The sequence below is a fragment of the Vibrio sp. A2-1 genome (assembly GCF_021728355.1).
In the GTDB taxonomy this organism is placed as follows: domain Bacteria; phylum Pseudomonadota; class Gammaproteobacteria; order Enterobacterales; family Vibrionaceae; genus Vibrio; species Vibrio splendidus_K.
In genome coordinates this window covers 178,399-197,242 of sequence record NZ_JAKKCO010000004.1, presented here as the reverse complement: position 1 = coordinate 197,242, position 18,844 = coordinate 178,399, and the positions used below count along the sequence as shown (strand labels likewise).

Genomic DNA, 18,844 nt, shown 5'->3' with positions numbered 1-18,844 from the left:
TTATTTTTGTCTGGTGATTGTGTTATCTAGTGCGGTAAATGCATAAGTTACGTTTTTTGTTCAAAGGAACGGTTTATGCGCACGATATATTCAACACTACTTCTTTCATTTCTGATGGCCCTGAGCTCCCCAGCGTTTTCTGATAGCCCATCTAAAGCTGAGCTTTACGATGGCATCGAGATTACGGTAAACATCAATACTGCGACGGCAGAAGAACTCTCAGCGCTATTAGTTGGTGTTGGGGACAAGAAAGCCCAAGAGATCGTCGATTACAGAGATCAAAACGGTGCGTTTACGACTGCTGATGATTTGGTGAGTGTGAAAGGGATAGGTGAAGCGACGGTTGAAAAGAACCGAGAAAGAATTCAACTTTGACCCGTTTTTCTACTTGTTAGAAATGAAGTGATAGATATGAAGCCTCCGGCCAATGCACCTGCTAGGTGGGCTTCAATCGCGACACGAGCATTAATCAGTTCACCAGTCGTGCTAGAAGGGCCAATAAGCTGCTCCCAAGCGATTTTAGCGATTAATCCCAATACTAACAGCCAACTTGATCTCCTACCGTTTAAAGCCTCACTGAGCGCGAATAAGCCAAACAACCCATGCAAAGTGCCAGATAGGCCAACATAGATCTGAATACTCGAAAACAACAGGGCGATCCCAGTCACTAAACTAATCACAAGCAGAGCAAGAACAAGCTGTTTTTTACTCGGTTGAAACAGATAGCTGATGATCCATAAGCCTGCTAGATTCATCAGAAGGTGCGAGTAGTTGGTATGTGAAAAATTTCCTGTTAGGATCCGCCACCATTGCCCCTCGGCAATCGCATTGCTATCCCATACGACCCAAGCTTGTATTGGCTCAAATTGGAATAAGACGCATAAAAGTGAAGTGAAAATTAAAACAGGGTACACATTAAATCCATGTCTCGTTATTGCCCCCAATGCAGCAAGGCTTTGAAAGCTTGTATTTGTCAGTGGGTTACACCACTCGAATCGAATGTTGAGCTTATCATTCTTCAGCACCCATCAGAAGAGCATCGCCCGATGGGAACTGCGCGTATCCTCTCGTTATCCCTAAATAACAGCGTGACGCTTGTCGGTGAAGATTTTTCAGACAACGAACAATTGAACGCATTGCTGGCCAATGAACATTACCAACATGTGATTTTATACCCAAGCGAAAATTCTGTTTCAGTTGAATCTGCGACATGCCCAAGCAAGAAGCTGCGTGTGATTTTATTGGATGGGACGTGGAAGAAGGCGTTCAAGATGTGGCAGGTGTCGAGTAACTTGCATGCGCTGAGCACAGTTCACTTACCGAAAGATCTCAAGGGTAATTATCGAATCCGTAAAGCGCCAAGTGAAAACAGCCTTTCTACCGTCGAAGCTGGCTATCATTTGCTTAGCTTGCTAGAGAGTGATGGCGACTTTAGCCCTTTGCTAACGGCATTTGACCAAATGATTCAGTTTCAAATCAATCAAATGCCGCCGGGTGTGTTTGAGAAAAACTACTTAGATTAAGCCGATTCACTGGTACGAGTCAGGAATTAAAACTCGGTATGAGCTGAGAACAATTGCTGATGCATTTTCTGCGCAAGGTCATCAGTCATTGATGAGATGTAATCGGCTATCACGCGCATCTTTCTAGATTCATCTTGATGCTGTAGCCATTGCTTCTTGATGGGCAGTGGCAGCAAGCGTTCAGGATCTGCGCTGAATGCTTCAAACATGTCCATGATGATCTGTTGGCCCTTGTATTCGATGACCTGAACCTGAGGGACTTGAATCACGAACTCGCTGACAAAGTGTTTCAGTTTATCGAGTGTGCCATCCATGCTCGGTTCAAGCACGGCATTGTAAGCCAACAGCACATTCTCAAAGCTAGCATTCACTCGTTCAATCGAAATACTGGTCAACAGAGCGTTAACTATCCCACCAATCGCATCTTTTCGACGATACTGCTCACCAGAGAAAAGCATCTCTGTAATTGAATCTAGGTGTTCACAAATCCAAGGATCGGCCATCTCTTCAAGTTGAGGGTAAGCTGAATCTACCCATTGAGCTTTGGTCACAGAGCCAAGCACAATCGCATCTTCTAAATCATGCACGCCATACGCGATGTCATCAGCCAACTCCATGATTGAACAATCAAGTGACTTATATTTGGTCTTATTGTGCTCAAGTGGCTCGGTATGCGTTTTTCTTTTCTGTTTTAGAAGCTGTTGGTCGCTACTTGAAAGCGGCTCCAGTACCCAGTTAAAAAGTTCTTCATCATGATCGTAGATGCCTTTTGCAGGCATCCAGTCTTTGGCTCGGAGTTGTCGTTGGTGCTTAACAGGCTCAGACTGTAATTTAGCTTGAACTTCGCTAAGAAGTGAAGGGTATTTAATCAGCCCCAACAGAGTGCGTCGAGATAGATTCATCCCGTGATGTTCGGTGTAAGGTTCTAGCTGAGTGACAATGCGAAACGTTTGGGCGTTGCCTTCAAAGCCACCGTGGTCGCGCATCATGTAGTTGAGTGCGACTTCACCACCATGCCCATAAGGCGGGTGGCCAATGTCGTGAGCTAAACACAGTGAATCAATCAAGCTATCTGAGGGGAGAAGATCTCGAAACTCGGGCTGCTTTTTCTTGAGTTGAGCGACAATGCCAGTACCAAGTTGTGCGGCTTCTAGCGAATGGGTAAGGCGAGTTCGGTGGAAATCGTTTACCGTGGTGCCATGAACTTGAGTTTTTGCTTGGAGGCGACGAAAAGCCGCAGAGTGAAGCACACGCGCACGATCGCGTTGATACGGGCTACGATGGTCATCACGCCTTATTTTATGTTCATCGTCATTTCGATGTTGCCATTCTTGTTCGAGTTCAAATGGTGGTTCGAGTGGAGAAGTCAAAATAGCACCTATCAATCTGATTTATTTAGCTAATTACACTCAAGTTATACCCAGCTAGCTTATCTCGTCTAGTGATAATTCAAAGCTTGGCGCAAATGTGGTGAGAAAGTAGTCCATCTCCGGGCTTTTGCGTTGTGATAGCGTCTCTTCAAGCCTGCGTTTGGCTTGTTCGTATTCGTGGTTTCCCGCGCTGAGTTCTTCCAAGCATTTGAGGTAAGCACAGATAGTGTCGGCTTGCTTGACGATGCTTTGTTCTTCTTTGTTTGCTGTTCCGGATATTAAGAAGGGCGCGAAATCGTCTTGGAATTCTTCCGGTAGCATTGAAAGCAGTCTTTGTTCTGCTGCGGCTTCTATCTTCTTGTACTCTTGGGCGATGTCTGGGTTGTAGTATTTAACCGGGGTTGGTAAATCCCCAGTCAGTACCTCGCTGGTATCGTGGTACATGCCAAGCAGAGCAATGTGCTCGGGGTTGAGCTGACCATCAAACTTCTTATTTTTAATTAATGCCAAGGCATGTGCGACGAAAGCAACTTGCAGGCTGTGTTCTGAAATGTTCTCACTTGAGACTGATCGCATGAGGGGCCAGCGTTGGATAAGCTTCATACGGGCAAGATGGGCAAAGAAATGGCTTTGTTTCATAAGAGTCCTTTTAGTACCAATCGTAGTAAATAACTGGTCATCCTAGCTTGTTAAAAAACTCGATAACTTTGTTAGAATTTTTGATTGTAGAATAACTACTTACCAAAAAATCCTGCCTTGTTCTCAAGTTTTTTTCCTGCGCTATTTCTGAACACTTACTTACTGTGATTGGTATAAGCAATGCTCCACTCGTATCTTGTGTTAACTCAAATAGTACGAGACAGCGGATACAAAAAAGGCTCCCAAACAGGAGCCCTTTAAGCATAGAAGTGATTGATTACAAGTTAAAGTCTTTTAAAACAGCAAATTGTAGTCATCTTTCTTTGTGCTAATTAACCTTCGATGAGGTCGTCTTGGCTGTAGGTCTGTAAGAAGCGCTCTAGACGACCAATCGCGATTTCTAGGTCTTCGATATGTGGCAGAGTCACGATGCGGAAGTGATCCGGTTTTGGCCAGTTGAAGCCAGTACCTTGAACCAATAGCACCTTCTCTTGCTTAAGGAAATCGAGCACGAATTTCTGATCGTCTTTGATGTTGTACATATTGGTGTCGATCTTAGGGAACAGGTACATCGCGCCTTTTGGTTTCACACAAGAAACGCCAGGGATTTTGTTGATCAGTTCCCATGCACGGTCACGTTGCTCAAGCAGTCGACCACCAGGAAGAATCAGTTCGTTGATACTCTGATAACCACCCAGTGCTGTTTGGATGGCGTGCTGCATTGGTACGTTGGCACACAAACGCATCGAGGCCAGCATTTCTAGCCCTTCAACGTAGCCTTTCGCTATGTGCTTCGGACCCGTTAAGAACATCCAGCCACCACGGAAACCACACACGCGGTAAGCCTTAGATAGACCATTGAATGTGACCATTAGTACGTCTTCAGCAAGCGTTGCGACTGAAGTATGTACGGCACCGTCGTAAAGCACTTTGTCGTAGATTTCATCAGCGAAGATGATCAAACCGTGTTCACGAGCAATCTCAACAACTTGTAATAGGAAATCACGGCTGTATACCGCGCCCGTTGGGTTGTTCGGGTTGATAAGAACGATGCCGCGAGTCTTTGGTGAGATCTTCGCACGCATGTCGTCTAGATCTGGATACCAATCAGCATCTTCATCACACAGGTAGTGAACCGGTGTACCACCAGAAAGCGCAACAGACGCTGTCCATAGTGGGTAGTCCGGAGCGGGAACTAATATTTCATCACCATTATCCAGTAGCGCCTGCATAGACATAACGATAAGCTCTGATGCGCCATTACCAATGTAAACGTCTTCTACATCAAGGTTACGTAGGCCTTTTTTCTGGTAGTGCTGAACAACCGCTTTGCGGGCTGAATAGATGCCTTTTGAGTCACAGTAACCTTGAGATGTCGGTAGGTTACGGATTACATCAACAAGGATTTCATCAGGGGCGTCAAAACCAAATGGGGCGGGGTTACCAATATTAAGCTTCAGTATTTTATGCCCTTCTTCTTCCATGCGCTTAGCATGTTTGAGTACAGGTCCCCTGATTTCGTAGCATACGCTGTTGAGTTTTGACGACATCCCGATATTTTGCATTGCCGATTTCCTGAAATTAATTTAAATACTTTATTAAAGTACCGCAAAATGGGGTTTGATAGAATAAAAATCTGATGAATGTCGCATTTCAGTGTCACGTTTGGTCTTTTTGTTGTCACTCTTTTCTAAATTTTAATTAATCGCTTTCTTTGTTGTTGTCTAAGATGAATAAAGAGGCTGGATCGCTTAAAATCACAGGAATGTTCAAAAGATATAGTAGATTCTTGATCTAAGTGGGTGCTGCCCATAAAGTATCAAACTAATATAATAATAATTTAGATGTGAACGAGGTCGATTTGTCACATTTCCAGCAAACTATCTCCGCTTTGATTGAGCGAGTACAAAATGCCCAAGCAAGTGAAGTTCGTTGTGTTGAAGTTCTAACGCAAAAACCATCGTTTGCATTTATAGAATGGCTTCATGCTCAACCGCTCTTTCCAAAGTTCTACTGGCAGTCACGTGACACTCGTGAAGAGGTCGTCGCGCTCGGTCAACTGCACACTTTTTCTGATCCTGCTCCCGCATACGCAATTCTTGGTGAAGACCAACGAATCTGGGGTGGACGTTCATTTGATGGACATACCGCAAAGAACCGTCGTTGCATGGAATCGTTTTTCTTCCTTCCTCAGGTTGAATTAATCCGCTTTGACGACACTTGGTCGCTAGCGGTTAACTTGTCTCCTGATCGCGTTGCCTCCATTAATGCTTTGAATAAGCTTTCTGTAGAAGCGGCGATATTGGCACCTTTGTCGGCTCACATTGAACAGATTAACCACGTTCCAGAACGAGAACAGTGGGGTAATTTGGTCGATAAAGTGCTTCAGGGCATTAGCGACGAAGAGTACAAGAAAGTTGTTTTAGCGCGTAAAACCACACTGCAGCTCGATGCGCCAATCTGCGCGGCTCAATTACTCAAGGCCAGCTACCTGCAAAACCATCACAGCTTTCACTTTATGTTGGTATTGGATTCTAAACACAGCTTTATTGGCTCAACGCCAGAGCGTTTGTATAGCCGGTATGGGACAGAGCTGGATACTGAAGCGCTAGCGGGAACCATTGGTCGCGGAGAAAACGCGACAGAAGATATGGAGTTAGCGAACTGGCTTTCTCAAGACAGTAAAAACCTCAATGAGAACCAGTATGTGGTTGACGACATCATTGAGCGCCTCACTCCTCATTCTCAAACGGTCCATGTTGAAAAGGATACGCGTCTTGTGCGCTTGCGTAAGGTGCAGCATCTTAAGCGTAATATCCACGCTCAGCTTAATAATGGCGTTAACGGTGTGCAGTTGCTTGCTGCATTACAGCCGACTGCTGCGGTGGCGGGTTTACCGCGTAAAGAGGCGATGGACTTCATTCTTGAACACGAACCGTTTGCGCGAGGCTGGTATGCAGGCTCTGTTGGCTATATTAGTCATCAGAGAGCAGAGTTTTGCGTCGCGATTCGAAGTGCGTTAGTTGTAAACGATCAAGTACAGCTGTTTGCTGGTGCGGGGATCGTGCCGGGGTCGGTTGCCGAGCATGAATGGCAAGAATTGAACAAGAAGATGTCGACCTTACTCAGCTTAATTTCGGATCACCCGCCGTTGGGTGTGGCGTCATGAATCACGACCAAGCCGTATTAAATAGAGTTTGGAGTCGCACATTACTTGAAGAGCTAGCACGCAACGGTGTTGAACATGTTTGTGTTGCACCGGGCTCTCGCTCAACGCCGTTTACTCTCGAAGCTGAAGCCAACCCCAAGTTAACCTTACACACGCACTTTGATGAGCGTGGTCTTGGATTCTTAGCTTTAGGTTTAGCTAAAGCCAGTGATAAGCCTGTTGCCGTGATTGTGACCTCTGGTACTGCTGTCGCTAACCTTCTTCCTGCGACGGCTGAATCTGGGCTGACACGGGAGAAGCTGATCTTGCTGACCTCTGATAGACCCATCGACTTGGTCGACTGTGGTGCCAATCAAGCGATTCAGCAACAGGGTATCTTTTCTTCCCATGTTGAAAGTGCTTTAAACTTACCAAGCCCTAGTGCACAAGTTTCTCTGAATTGGTTACTGACATCGGTTGATCACGCCCTAGTGAAACAACGCAATGTTGGTGGTGCGATTCATATCAACTGTCCGTTCCCAGAACCTCTATATTCTGCGAATAGCGCGGAAATGTATGCGGAATACACATCCAGTGTCGCTGGGTGGAAATCGGGAGCAGGTTGTTACAGCCAAACGTTTTTACCTAATCAAGTGAGCACACAACCTATTGCTCCAGGTGAGTACCTTGGGCGCAAGGGTGTGGTTATTCTCGGTTCGCTAGATATTGAACAGGCGACAAAAGCTCAGCAGTTTGCCACTGCATTAGGCTGGCCGGTTTTTTGTGACCCTCAATCAGGTGTCACAAGTGATTGGAAACATTATGATCTTTGGATGCAGAGTGACGTAGCGAAAGAACAACTTAACCAATGTGATTTCATCCTTCAGTTCGGTGAGCGCATTGTTTCTAAGCGCCTTAATCATTGGATAAAGTCGCAAGCATCATCATTCTGCTCATCACAATATATTGTTGTGTCACCAGATACGCACCGAATCAACCAAGATCATCTGCCTCAAACTCATATCGTTGCTGCTATCGAGTCATGGGTGTCAGAGCAGCATTTACCCACCTTATTAGGCCAGCATGCAGGTTGGGCGGCTCCTTTAATCGAGGTCGCAAATACTGTTCAGCAACTCGCCCTCGCGCAAATATCCAACAATGATCAATTGACGGAACTCAGTGTTGCCGTTGACTTGTCGTCTAGACTTAAAGGCAGAGAGCTATTTGTGGGAAATAGCTTGATGGTAAGGCTGGTGGATATGCTGTCATCAATATCTGCGAATCAAGTTTACAGTAACCGTGGTGCATCGGGCATTGATGGCTTGGTGGCGACGGCTGCGGGCGTGGTGAAAGCCAACCAGAATCCTTTGTTGATGTTGATTGGTGATACCTCTTTGTTGTACGACCTCAATTCACTGGCTCTGCTGACTCATAATTTAACGCCGATGGTTATTGTTGTGACCAACAATGACGGTGGTGCAATCTTTGACTTGTTGCCGGTACCAGAGCAGCAAAAACAGTCACTTTATCAAATGCCTCATGGTTTCAGTTTTGAACACGCTGCTGCGCAGTTCCAACTTGGTTACGCTGCACCAGAAACCTTGAATTGCTATCAAAACATTATCGAACAACATTTCGAACAGGGTCAGGGTACCTTGCTCGTTGAAGTTAAGACGCCTCCCGAACAAGCGTCTACTTTGCTGAAACAATTCAGTTCAATGCTCACCGAGGCATTAGCCTAAGGACTTTACATGCTTTACTCCAATTATTACCCAGCTGTACAAGAACCTTCCGACAAACCTTTGCTTGTTTTTTTACATGGTTTACTCGGAAGCGGGGATGATTGGAGTGCATGTCATCCATATCTAGAGGATTTTCCTCGTCTTTGCATAGATTTGCCTGGGCACGGACAAAGCCGCTTTATCGATCCGGTAGGCTTTGATCATTGCTGCAAGAAAATCGTTCAGTGCATTACTTCTCAACTTGCCCTCAACGATCTTCCTGCGGATTACCCTATCGTGGTAATTGGCTACTCTATGGGAGGAAGGCTCGCCATGTATGGGGTGACAAGCCCTTGCTTCGAAACACTCAATCTAGAGAAAGTCATTATTGAAGGTGGCAACTTTGGTCTGGAGCGTGATGAAGAACGAGCACAAAGGTTAGTACATGATACGCAGTGGGCTGTCCGCTTTGCGCAGCAGTCGATTGAAGATGTTTTAGACGATTGGTATCAACAAAGCGTCTTTTCTTCACTAAATCATGAGCAAAGACAAACTTTGGTCATAAAGCGTAGTGGTAACCTTGGAGTATCCGTAGCAAATATGTTGTTATCTACTTCGTTAGCTAAGCAACCGGATTTACGTGCCACATTGAAATCTCATGAGCATTTATTGCATTATGTGTGTGGAGAAAAAGATCGTAAATTCATGGAGCTAGCTGAGAATAGTGGCTTTGAATATAGTCAGGTTGATTACGCGGGTCATAATGTTCATTTTGAGCAACCAGAGTTGTTTTCAAACTTGATAATCCAATGTATCGCCAGTCGTCGCTAATCTGACTGAGCGGATCTCTAGTCTCAAGCACTATCAAAAGCAGAGCAACACCGTCACGACTACTTGTTAGTCGTGGTCTCTAATAGAACAATGGGAATCACCATGGCTAAAACAGTAGGCATCACAGAAGAAGAACTTTACGCGGCAGTTAACTGGAGCGATGAAAGCAGTCAATTCGAAGATATTCAGTACCACAAGTCTGACGACGGTATTGCGAAAATCACGATTGCGCGTCCTCAAGTCCACAATGCGTTCCGTCCACAAACCGTAAAAGAGATGATCAATGCGCTGGCTGATGCTCGTTATGACGAGAAGGTTGGCGTAATCATTTTGACGGGTCTTGGTGAGAAGGCGTTCTGTTCTGGTGGTGACCAAAGTATTCGTGGTGACTACGGCGGCTATCAAGATGATTCAGGTACACATCACCTGAACGTACTTGATTTCCAACGTCAAATTCGTACTTGTCCAAAACCAGTAATCGCAGCGGTATCGGGTTGGGCGGTCGGTGGTGGTCATGTTCTTCACATGATGGCAGACCTTACCATCGCAGCTGAAAACGCTCAGTTCGGTCAGACAGGTCCTAAAGTCGGTTCATTCGATGGCGGTTGGGGTGCTTCTTACATGGCTCGTATCGTTGGCCAAAAGAAAGCGCGTGAAATCTGGTTCTTGTGTCGTTTCTACGATGCTCAAGAAGCATTGGACATGGGCCTAGTAAACACAGTGGTACCTGTTGCTGATCTAGAAAAAGAAGCCGTTCGTTGGTGTCGTGAAGTTCTTCAACACAGCCCAATGGCGCTGCGTTGCTTGAAAGCCGCACTAAACGCAGACTGTGATGGTCAAGCCGGTCTACAAGAGTTGGCGGGTAACGCAACCATGATGTTCTACATGACAGAAGAAGGCCAAGAAGGCCGAAACGCATTTAACGAGAAGCGTCGACCTGATTTCGACAAGTTCCCGCGTAACCCATAGTCTTTCTCTTCTTTAAAATGAGTCGCTAATAGCGGCTCGTTTTGTTTTGATGTTCCCCGTTTTTTAGGAAACTTTATGAACTCAGTGAATTCTCAGCGTCACGCTAAACTCTACCGTTATCAACTACCTATGGATAGTGGTGTGATTCTTCGTGACAATAAGTTGAACGAACGTGTTGGCTATGTCATCCAACTTGAGTGTGACGGTAAAACTGGCTTTGGCGAAGTTGCGCCTTTGCCAGGTTTTAGCCTAGAAGATGCCGAGCAAGTCGGTATTCAACTGCAACACGAACTAGAGCTTTGGAGCCACAACAACCCTCAAACGCCTTTTGATGAGCTATATCCTTCTGTTGCCTTCGGCTTTTCGATGGCGATGATGGAATTACGAGGCGAGCTCAACGCAGAAGGTAACTACCAAGCGGCGCCGTTGTGTACAGGAGATCCAGATGAACTTATTCCTGTGCTTAATGAGATGAAAGGCGAGAAGGTCGCTAAGGTAAAAGTTGGCCTTTATGAAGCAATCCGTGATGGCATGTTGGTTAGCTTATTTCTTGAATCGATTCCTGATTTAACGCTAAGACTAGATGCTAACCGCGCGTGGAAACCTGAAAAAGCGAAGCAGTTCATTAAGTACATTTCGCCGTCACTGCGTCAGCGCATTAGCTTTATAGAAGAGCCTTGCCAAAAGCCAGAAGACAGCTTGGCATTTGCCATCGACCATGGCGTTGCGATTGCATGGGATGAAACCCTGCAAGAAGCGGTAAGAAGCCCTGAGTTTGATCTTAGTGATTTAACGGGTGTTAAGGCGGTTGTGATTAAACCAACCTTGATTGGCTCAGTAGAGCGTTGTGTTGCTATCATTGAACGCGCGCAACAACTTGGTATTAAACCTGTACTAAGCTCAAGCATAGAGTCTAGCCTTGGCTTAACTCAGATTGCTCGATTGGCGCAGCAGTACTTGCCTAATGAAGTTCCAGGGCTTGATACGATTGGCTTGTATCAGCAACAGCTAGAAGTCTTTTGGCCGGGTTGTCAGCTTCCAGTTTCAACGCTTGAACAGCAACAATTGATTTGGTCTTCTTAGGCTGATCGTTCGATTGGCTTAGACCGTTCTCAATCTATAACTTGGTTATCTTATGATGCGCCCACAATCTAATCATCACCCGCTCTGGGTACAGTGGGCGCAGCAGAACCCACATCAAACAGCGTTAGTGACTCCTAACCGCGCTTACACTTGGCAGCAAGTGTCTGTGCTGGTGAGTGAGTACCAACAACAGTTGTCTCATCAAGGCCTATCTGCAGGTGATGTACTGACGATTGTCGGTAAGAACCAAACTGAAGTGATTCCTGTGTATCTTGCGGCCTTAAATTTAGGTGTGGTTTGTGCGTTTACAATGCCTCAGCCAGCAGCTCGTTTAACGCAGAAGCTTGAATCCCTCTATGGTCAGTTAGACAGACGTTACCTTTGGCTATTAGATAGCTGTGGGTTAGATCATTCTGATGTTGTTGACCTCAAGACTGTATTGGTGACGCTACCTTGCTTGAACGAAGTTAAGGTCGATGGTGATGACAAACCAACAACACCGCAAAATCCTAACTTTAATCCTCAATCTTTAGCGAGCATCGTATTCACTTCTGGCTCTACCGGAAACCCGAAAGCGGTGGCTCACACGCTGCAGCAACACTTATGTTCAGCTCAGGGTTTACTCGACGTTTTCAACTTTGAACAAGCTGACACTTGGTTGCTTAGCCTACCTATGTACCATGTGTCAGGATTGGCGATTGTCCATCGTTGGTTGGCGGCTGGTGGCTGCATCAAAATAGGGTCAGGTAAGCTTGAGTCAGACATCGAAGGTTGCAGTCATGCCTCTTTAGTGGCTACTCAACTACATAGGTTATTGCAGAGTAAGCAAGCACTTACTCTAACTCATGTGCTTTTAGGCGGTAGCCATATCCCAGAAGCGCTAGGGCTTGAAGCTCAACAAATGGGCATTGAAACTTGGCTTGGATACGGCATGACAGAAGCGGCTTCAACAGTGACCGCGAAGCAAGTCGATTCTAGTAATACTGCAGGTTTTGTTCTCGACCAACGCCAGTTGAAAATTGAAGATCAACGTATCTATATTGGCGGTAATACACTTGCTTCTGGTTATTACTATCAAGGTGACTTTACGCCACTGGTGGATGACCAAGGTTGGTTTGACAGTAAAGACCTCGGTGAATGGGATGGCGAACAAGTATCGATTATTGGCCGAGCGGATAACCAGTTTATTTCCGGTGGTGAAAACATCCACTGTGAAGAAATTGAGCGAGCACTCAACCAATTACCTGAAGTTAAACAAGCCTTTGTGGTCCCTGTTGAAGACAGTGAATTTGGCTTTAGACCGATTGCGATTGTCGACTGCGATGAACTACCTACCAAAGAGTGGTTTGCAGAACAGTTACAAGGAAGCCTAGAGCGATTTAAGTTTCCTATCGAGTATTATCAGATGCCTGAGCAAGAACAGCAGGGGATCAAAGTCTCGAGAGCAGGCTTGGCATCTTGGTTGTTGAAGCATAGAAACTAAAAGCCGAAGAACACTGGAAGATGTGTGTCGTTTGCTAGATTGAGAGGCGGTTAGTTAATTTAGCAATTAGATAGTTCAAAACAGAATTTATTATCTTTATAACCATCCATCATAATAAGCCCTATAAATAACGGATTATAGAATAAGGTCTTATTATGAAAATTGCCCTCATCATTGCGGTTTTACTGCAGATAGGCCAAGCAGTGACGTCGTCTGGGCTAACTCGATCGTTGGCTGAACTCACCGCATTTGTATTGGTTGTGGTACTTGTTTTGATGAAAAGGGAGAGCCAAAAGAGTGAAAAGCCCCTGTTTGACTAGTGACTGTTGTAACAATGAATATATACGATAAAGGCAAAGCCCATTTGAGCTTTGCCTTTTTGTTTTGTTGCTCGCTAATCTGAGTGTCTAGGTAACCGAACAACCAGTTAAAGCGTTTCTTTGCGAACTAAGCAAGAGTTAACCACGCCAAAGAACCTGTCGAAATCATCGTCCACATCGTAATACCAAACATCAATGGCTTCGGCCCTGCTGCTTTTAACTTCTCTACAGAAATACCACAGCCAATTAAGAACAGACACACAACCAACGCGCGTTTGGACACATCAAAGATCCCTTGGTAGACCATCTCAAATTGTGGCAGCAAGTCACTAATAGCAATGGCAGCGCAGTAGAAGAAAATGAAGTAAGGAATCGTAATCTTCTTTTGATCGTTCTTGAAGATCATCGCGCTGACTAAAGCGATTGGGATGATCCAAAGTGCACGAGCGAGCTTCAATGTTGTCGCTGTCGTCAGTGCTTCTTCACCGTAAGCCGAAGCTGCACCTACCACAGAAGATGTATCGTGAATCGCAATGGCGGCCCAAGTCCCAAATGTTTGTTGGCTTAACTCAAGCGCGTGGCCAATCATCGGGAATAAGAATAGAGCTACCGAGTTCAACACAAATACCGTAGCTAACGCCAAGCCAATCTGTTCATCGTCCGCTTTAATCGCAGGTGCTACAGCTGCTATCGCGCTACCACCACAAATAGCGGTACCTGAAGAGATAAGGTAGCCCGTGGTGCGATCCAATCCCATTCGTTTGGCTAAGAACCAACCAATGACTAACGTACCAATGATGGTCGTGACAATTAAACCAATACCGTCGCCTGTTACCGCCAATGCTTTTTCAAACTGAATGCCAAAGCCTAAGCCGACAATCGAGTAGGCCAGTAACTTCTTTGTGAGTTTGCCTACTTCTAGATGCTCAGGGACTAAACCTAAACTAGCAAGCAGGAAGCCAATAACGAGGGCCGTCGGTGAGCTTACCCAAGGTGTTAAGCAAAACAGTGCAGCAAGATAAAATGGAGCAGACTTTTTTAGGTTCATTGTATTTAGAGTCTTGTTGTGTTGTCACGTTATTGTAATGAGACCACTATACGTTCAATAAAATGATAAGTAAGTCTAAATGAATTGAACAAACGTTAAGGAAAACTTAACGCTTGTTCAGCTGATATGAATAAAGGGCTGGTTAGCTAGCGTAGTGTTCCGCGAAGGTCTGAAACTGACTGCCGAAGAGTTTTGCATGAGGCATCTTTAGCGAGAATTGGCTTGCCAGCTTCTATCTCTAACTTGGTCCAGAAGCGGGTTGGTAGTCCTTTGCAGGCACTGCCTTTGTAACGACTGAAGTAGCTGCCCCATAGCCCTTTGAGAGCCATTGGAATGACTGACACGGGAGATCGTTTGATAATCAGCTCCATTCCACGCATGAACTCTGCGACTTCACCATCAGAGGTTAGCTTTCCTTCTGGAAAAATACACACGATGTGGCCTTCATGCAGGGCGCGTTCTACCTCTTTAAAAGCATTTCGAATAGAGCTACGGTTGGTTGCGGAGATTGGAATAACCCCAGCTCTTTTCAAGAAACGTCGAATAGGCGGCAACTTGGTGTAATCTTCTTCCATCACAAAGCGGATCAAGCGAGGGCAAACGGCGCTCAGCAATAATGCATCCATATAACTCACATGGTTGCAGATAATCAATGCGCCGCCTTTTTCTGGCAGGTGATGTAAATTTTTATGTTTAACTCGGTACATGGTGTGAGTGACCACCCACGTAAAGAAACGGAAAGCGTAAATAGGCACCTGATAAAACAGATACAACATAACCAAAGTATTTCCTATCGCGAGCAGTACAAACAGTTGTGGAATTGAAAACTCCAAAATACTAAGGCAAACAATACCTAAAACAGCGCTCCCGACCATGAATAGCGAGTTGTAGATATTGAGCCCGGCGATTACTTGAGCTCGCTCATTTGGCTTTGCCCGTAGCTGCATTAGAGAGTAAAGCGGAACAATAAAGATACCGCCAGAGATCCCCAGTAGTAGAAGATAAGCAAACAGCGGCCAAAGTTCGGAATACGTCACAAACTGATGGAAAGAGTTAAAGTCAGGCAAAGACTCCGGAATTGATGTCGCCATCAACAGGCCGAAGATCGAAATACCTAGGCTACCCATTGGCACGATGCCGATTTCAATACGGTGATTAGATAGTTTATCGCAAGCCAAAGAGCCAATCGCAATGCCTACCGAGAACAGTGCCAATAAAAACGCGACAGCGCTTTCAGTACCGTTTAGGTAAACCTTGGTGAAGTTGGGAAACTGAGTGAGGTAAGCTGCACCGAGGAACCAGAACCAGCTGATCGACATCAGTGCTTGAAAGGTTGGGCGGTCTTTTTTGGCAATAGCGAGTGTTGCGCGGGTTAGCTTTACTGGCTGCCACTTTACTTTCAGATCTGGTGCGTTACTTGGCGCTTCTGGGATAAAGTAACTTGATACATACCCGAGTACGGCGAAAGAAACAATACACACAGCAGCAATGAGTTTTGCGCTTTCTTCTGACGCAATAATACCAGCACCTAGAGTACCGATTAGGATGGCTAAGAATGTGCCTGTTTCAACCAGAGCATTTCCGGACACAAGCTCTTTGGTTTCTAACTGTTGCGGAAGTAGGGCGTACTTAACGGGGCCAAAGAAGGCACTTTGTGTCCCCATCAAAAACAGAAGCAGTAGTAATATTTCGTAGCTTTCGTAGATAAACCCGACCGCACCCAGTGACATTATCACCACTTCAAGAAGCTTAATTTTACGGATAAACCACGATTTTTCATATTTGTCTGCCAGCACACCAGCCAAAGCAGAAAATAGGAAGAAGGGCAGAATAAAAAGGCCAGCGGCCAAATTAATGAATAAATTGCTGGAAATAGGTAGCGTGTCTACGCTTGCGAAAGCAACAAACAGTAACAGAACATTTTTGAATATGTTGTCATTAAAGGCTCCCAGAAATTGGGTAATAAAGTAGGGTAGGAACCTTTTTTGCGTTAACAGCGAAGATTGGCTGCTGTTGTTCATTGTCTTTCCTTGGATGATTACCAGTTGGTTAAGTAGTTTGAGACTAGGTTATTGATCAACTCTTTACCATCGATAGGCTCAGAGGCGAAAAATTTATCATCAACGCTAAGTAGAGTAATTCCATGTACTCCAGACCATAATACACGGCTGGCTTTAACGACTTCGCTTTCAGTATGTTCAGGAGCAATCGCGATTAATAGTTGCTCTAGCATACCTGTCATTCTATCGATACGGTTCGATTGCCATTCAGGAAGGTTTTCACCGTTCATATTGTGCTCAAAGATAAGCTGCCAACGGTGAGGGTGTTTTTGTGCAAAATCGTGGTAGCAGTAGGCTAGGTTGAATAGAGCTTGCTGAGGGTTGCTCGATTGTTCAACTGCTACAGCAGATTCTGACGCCAGTTCATCTAATGTTTGAGCAACAACATGCAATAGCAATAGGTTGTAGTTGCCGAATACATTCACCAAGGTACTTGGAACATAACCAATCATATTGGCGATTTTGCGTAGACTTAACTCGTGATAAGAGTGCTCTTCTAAGAAGTCGGTCACCGTTTTTAAGGTTAATTGCACTAATTGTTCGCGAGTGTGATCGTTTCGTCTTGCCATGGGTACTTTCTATTAAATGAACATCGTTCAATATTTTAATGCTGCCCCAGAGTGTCGTCAATCCCTTCGCTAGTTTAGTAATCAATTAATAGCCGCAATATTATGATACATGTGTAAACGTCGTGAATATTTCATTGTTCTTTGTTAACGAGTATGATTAAGGTGTCGAAAGATAAAAAACCTATAAAGGATAATAATGAAACGATTTTTCTCACTAGTCGCGATCCTGTTGGTAACAGTCGCGGTGACGCCAATCGCGGAAGCGAAAAAGTTTGGTGGTGGTAAGTCATTTGGCAAAAGCTTTAAAACGGCTCCAGCACCAAAACAACAAAACACGAATTCGATTCGTCAAGATCAAACAGGTAAGAACACAGCAGCTAACTCTAGCAAGAAAGGCCTTATGGGCGGTCTGCTAGGTGGTTTACTTGCTGGTGGTCTTTTAGCTGCATTCTTTGGTGGCGCATTTGAAGGTATCCAGTTCATGGATATTCTGATTATGGGTCTGATTGCTTTCCTAGCGTTTAAATTCCTACGCGGAATGTTGGGTGCGAAGCAGGGCTCAATGAATCAGCAGAATGCACGTGGCCAACAGCCAGCATTCGGCGGCATGGGTCAGAACAAGTTTGAACAACCTAAGCAACAACCAAATGTTCATAACTTCGAGCAAGCACAACCTCAATCACAAGGCACTGCTGGTGGCTTCGGTTTTGGTGCACAAAGCGATGTTCCACATAACTACCCACCGGGCTTTGATCAAGCCGCATTCATCAATGGTTCTCGTGAGCACTACCGTACACTGCAAGGTGCATGGAACCACAACGAGCTAAACACGATTGAAGAATACGTATCTCCAAGCCTATTTGAAGACCTAAAAGCTGAGCGTAATAAGCTAGACGGTGATCAGCACACAGACGTAATGTACGTTGATGCTGAAATCGTTCGTGCAGACCACGATGGTAGCAAAGCACAGCTAAGCCTTCAGTTTAGTGGTCGTTACCGTGACACTGCGGATGGCGTTGAAGAAGATATCACAGATATCTGGCACCTAGAGCGTGACCTAACAACTGACAATGCACCTTGGTTAATTGTTGGTATTCAAGGCTAATTCCAAGATTTAACTCAACATCAATATGATGTAGTTATTCGGAATGACACCAAATAATTGAAAGCCCCTGCTGAGAAATCAGCAGGGGCTTTTTTGTGTCTAATGATATGTATCTGTAAGTTGCTGTTGGGAAATTGGCTTTGAGCTTTTTTTGGGGAGGAGAGGGAGCTTTAGATTCACGGAGCAATGCCAATATGACGAAACATGCGGAACAGACAAATAACATGAGTGAAGGAAGAGTGTCATCACGACAAATATTGAGAGATGTATCTTATTCAAAGATTGGATTAACCTGAGACTAACTAACTAACTAACTAACTAACTGATTTTATTTGGATGTAATGAGTAATGACAAAGTTTTTTGAACCCGTATTGGAGCCTGAGATTAGTTTGCAGCAGAAACAGATAATTGCGAATGAATGCGAAGAACATATATCGACCAATTGCTTAGGCTGCGCTGCTTATCTGGTTTGTGAACGTCATGCTGAAATATGGGATCACTGATGTTTGAATGAGTCAGATCGATTAAGTTTTTTGTAGTAGCGGGTAAGTGTTTAGGAAGTTGAGGGCAGTGTTTAGCAAGCAACGTTTAGAAAGATATAAAGCTCGGAAACGAAAAAAGCCAACTCAATGAGTTGGCTTTTCGATTTTCCAATTAAGGAGAATATGGTGGAGGGAGACGGATTCGAACCATCGAAGGCAGTGCCGGCAGATTTACAGTCTGCTCCCTTTGGCCACTCGGGAACCCCTCCAGGGTGTGTCTTACTCTTCACAAAGTAAGCCTAAATTGATGTTTTCCCATAAGCCCATCAACTAGGTTGTTCTCTTAACTCTTAAAAGAGGTAAGAAGAATATGGTGGAGGGAGACGGATTCGAACCATCGAAGGCAGTGCCGGCAGATTTACAGTCTGCTCCCTTTGGCCACTCGGGAACCCCTCCAGGGTGTGTCTTACTCTTCACAAAGTAAGCCTAAAT

At 45.0% G+C, this 18,844-nt stretch carries 17 protein-coding genes and 2 tRNA genes; 10 read left to right on the top strand and 9 right to left on the bottom strand.

The window, feature by feature from the left end:
* The first annotated feature begins 75 nt into the window (after positions 1-75).
* Positions 76-375, top strand: a complete 300-nt coding sequence (locus tag L3V33_RS15415; protein ID WP_054548192.1) for a ComEA family DNA-binding protein — start codon at positions 76-78, stop codon at positions 373-375.
* On the opposite strand, the gene rrtA is transcribed toward L3V33_RS15415, so the two are convergent.
* On the bottom strand, positions 366-914 hold the full coding sequence (gene rrtA, locus L3V33_RS15410) for a rhombosortase (protein WP_237290769.1): 549 nt from the start codon (positions 912-914) through the stop codon (positions 366-368). The two genes, L3V33_RS15415 and rrtA, sit on opposite strands and share 10 nt — an antisense overlap.
* 9 nt (positions 915-923) lie before the next feature.
* Here rrtA and L3V33_RS15405 point away from each other — a divergent pair, with 9 nt between their 5' ends.
* The gene (locus tag L3V33_RS15405; protein WP_017103212.1) at positions 924-1,523 is read left to right on the top strand and encodes a DTW domain-containing protein; all 600 of its coding nucleotides are present in this window, start codon (positions 924-926) and stop codon (positions 1,521-1,523) included.
* Between the two features lie 26 nt (positions 1,524-1,549).
* Here L3V33_RS15405 and L3V33_RS15400 read toward each other — a convergent pair whose 3' ends face one another.
* The 3 genes from L3V33_RS15400 to L3V33_RS15390 all read right to left on the bottom strand — a co-directional run bounded on the left by L3V33_RS15400 (position 1,550) and on the right by L3V33_RS15390 (position 5,097).
* On the bottom strand, positions 1,550-2,893 hold the full coding sequence (locus tag L3V33_RS15400; RefSeq protein ID WP_146456832.1) for an anti-phage deoxyguanosine triphosphatase: 1,344 nt from the start codon (positions 2,891-2,893) through the stop codon (positions 1,550-1,552).
* 54 nt (positions 2,894-2,947) lie between these two features.
* A complete protein-coding gene (yfbR, locus tag L3V33_RS15395; protein ID WP_065113353.1) occupies positions 2,948-3,532 on the bottom strand; it encodes a 5'-deoxynucleotidase in 585 nt (194 codons plus the stop codon).
* 332 nt (positions 3,533-3,864) lie between these two features.
* Entirely contained in the window at positions 3,865-5,097 is a 1,233-nt protein-coding gene (locus tag L3V33_RS15390) for a pyridoxal phosphate-dependent aminotransferase (protein ID WP_114633134.1), read from the bottom strand.
* A 296-nt stretch (positions 5,098-5,393) separates the two neighbouring features.
* On the opposite strand from L3V33_RS15390, the gene L3V33_RS15385 reads away from it, so the two are divergent.
* The 7 genes from L3V33_RS15385 to L3V33_RS15355 all read left to right on the top strand — a co-directional run bounded on the left by L3V33_RS15385 (position 5,394) and on the right by L3V33_RS15355 (position 13,087).
* Positions 5,394-6,701: an isochorismate synthase MenF gene (locus L3V33_RS15385; protein WP_004736095.1), complete on the top strand. Its 1,308-nt coding sequence runs from the start codon at positions 5,394-5,396 to the stop codon at positions 6,699-6,701.
* Positions 6,698-8,422: a 2-succinyl-5-enolpyruvyl-6-hydroxy-3-cyclohexene-1-carboxylic-acid synthase gene (gene menD, locus L3V33_RS15380; protein WP_237290824.1), complete on the top strand. Its 1,725-nt coding sequence runs from the start codon at positions 6,698-6,700 to the stop codon at positions 8,420-8,422. Before L3V33_RS15385 ends, menD begins: the two co-directional genes overlap by 4 nt.
* Positions 8,423-8,431: 9 nt before the next feature.
* A complete protein-coding gene (gene menH / locus L3V33_RS15375) occupies positions 8,432-9,232 on the top strand; it encodes a 2-succinyl-6-hydroxy-2,4-cyclohexadiene-1-carboxylate synthase (protein ID WP_065206784.1) in 801 nt (266 codons plus the stop codon).
* 102 nt (positions 9,233-9,334) lie between these two features.
* Complete coding sequence (gene menB, locus L3V33_RS15370) at positions 9,335-10,201, top strand: 1,4-dihydroxy-2-naphthoyl-CoA synthase (protein WP_065206783.1); 867 nt, start codon at positions 9,335-9,337, stop codon at positions 10,199-10,201.
* Positions 10,202-10,276: 75 nt separating this feature from the next.
* A complete protein-coding gene (menC, locus tag L3V33_RS15365; protein WP_237290768.1) occupies positions 10,277-11,284 on the top strand; it encodes an o-succinylbenzoate synthase in 1,008 nt (335 codons plus the stop codon).
* A 52-nt stretch (positions 11,285-11,336) separates the two neighbouring features.
* On the top strand, positions 11,337-12,767 hold the full coding sequence (gene menE, locus L3V33_RS15360; RefSeq protein ID WP_171311984.1) for an o-succinylbenzoate--CoA ligase: 1,431 nt from the start codon (positions 11,337-11,339) through the stop codon (positions 12,765-12,767).
* Between the two features lie 155 nt (positions 12,768-12,922).
* Positions 12,923-13,087, top strand: a complete 165-nt coding sequence (locus L3V33_RS15355) for a hypothetical protein (RefSeq protein WP_171311987.1) — start codon at positions 12,923-12,925, stop codon at positions 13,085-13,087.
* Between the two features lie 127 nt (positions 13,088-13,214).
* Here L3V33_RS15355 and L3V33_RS15350 read toward each other — a convergent pair whose 3' ends face one another.
* The 3 genes from L3V33_RS15350 to L3V33_RS15340 form a co-directional block, all read right to left on the bottom strand.
* The gene (locus L3V33_RS15350; RefSeq protein ID WP_004736106.1) at positions 13,215-14,135 is read right to left on the bottom strand and encodes a putative sulfate exporter family transporter; all 921 of its coding nucleotides are present in this window, start codon (positions 14,133-14,135) and stop codon (positions 13,215-13,217) included.
* Between the two features lie 146 nt (positions 14,136-14,281).
* Positions 14,282-16,156 (bottom strand): MFS transporter, encoded by a 1,875-nt coding sequence (locus tag L3V33_RS15345; RefSeq protein WP_237290767.1) that lies wholly within the window; start codon positions 16,154-16,156, stop codon positions 14,282-14,284.
* Between the two features lie 17 nt (positions 16,157-16,173).
* Complete coding sequence (locus tag L3V33_RS15340) at positions 16,174-16,764, bottom strand: TetR-like C-terminal domain-containing protein (RefSeq protein WP_004736110.1); 591 nt, start codon at positions 16,762-16,764, stop codon at positions 16,174-16,176.
* A 196-nt stretch (positions 16,765-16,960) separates the two neighbouring features.
* On the opposite strand from L3V33_RS15340, the gene L3V33_RS15335 reads away from it, so the two are divergent.
* Positions 16,961-17,869, top strand: a complete 909-nt coding sequence (locus tag L3V33_RS15335) for a TIM44-like domain-containing protein (RefSeq protein WP_054548202.1) — start codon at positions 16,961-16,963, stop codon at positions 17,867-17,869.
* A 667-nt stretch (positions 17,870-18,536) separates the two neighbouring features.
* Here the strand turns inward: L3V33_RS15335 and L3V33_RS15330 are convergent.
* Positions 18,537-18,621, bottom strand: a tRNA-Tyr gene (locus tag L3V33_RS15330).
* A 102-nt stretch (positions 18,622-18,723) separates the two neighbouring features.
* A tRNA-Tyr gene (locus L3V33_RS15325) sits at positions 18,724-18,808 on the bottom strand.
* Between the last annotated feature and the right edge of the window lie 36 nt (positions 18,809-18,844).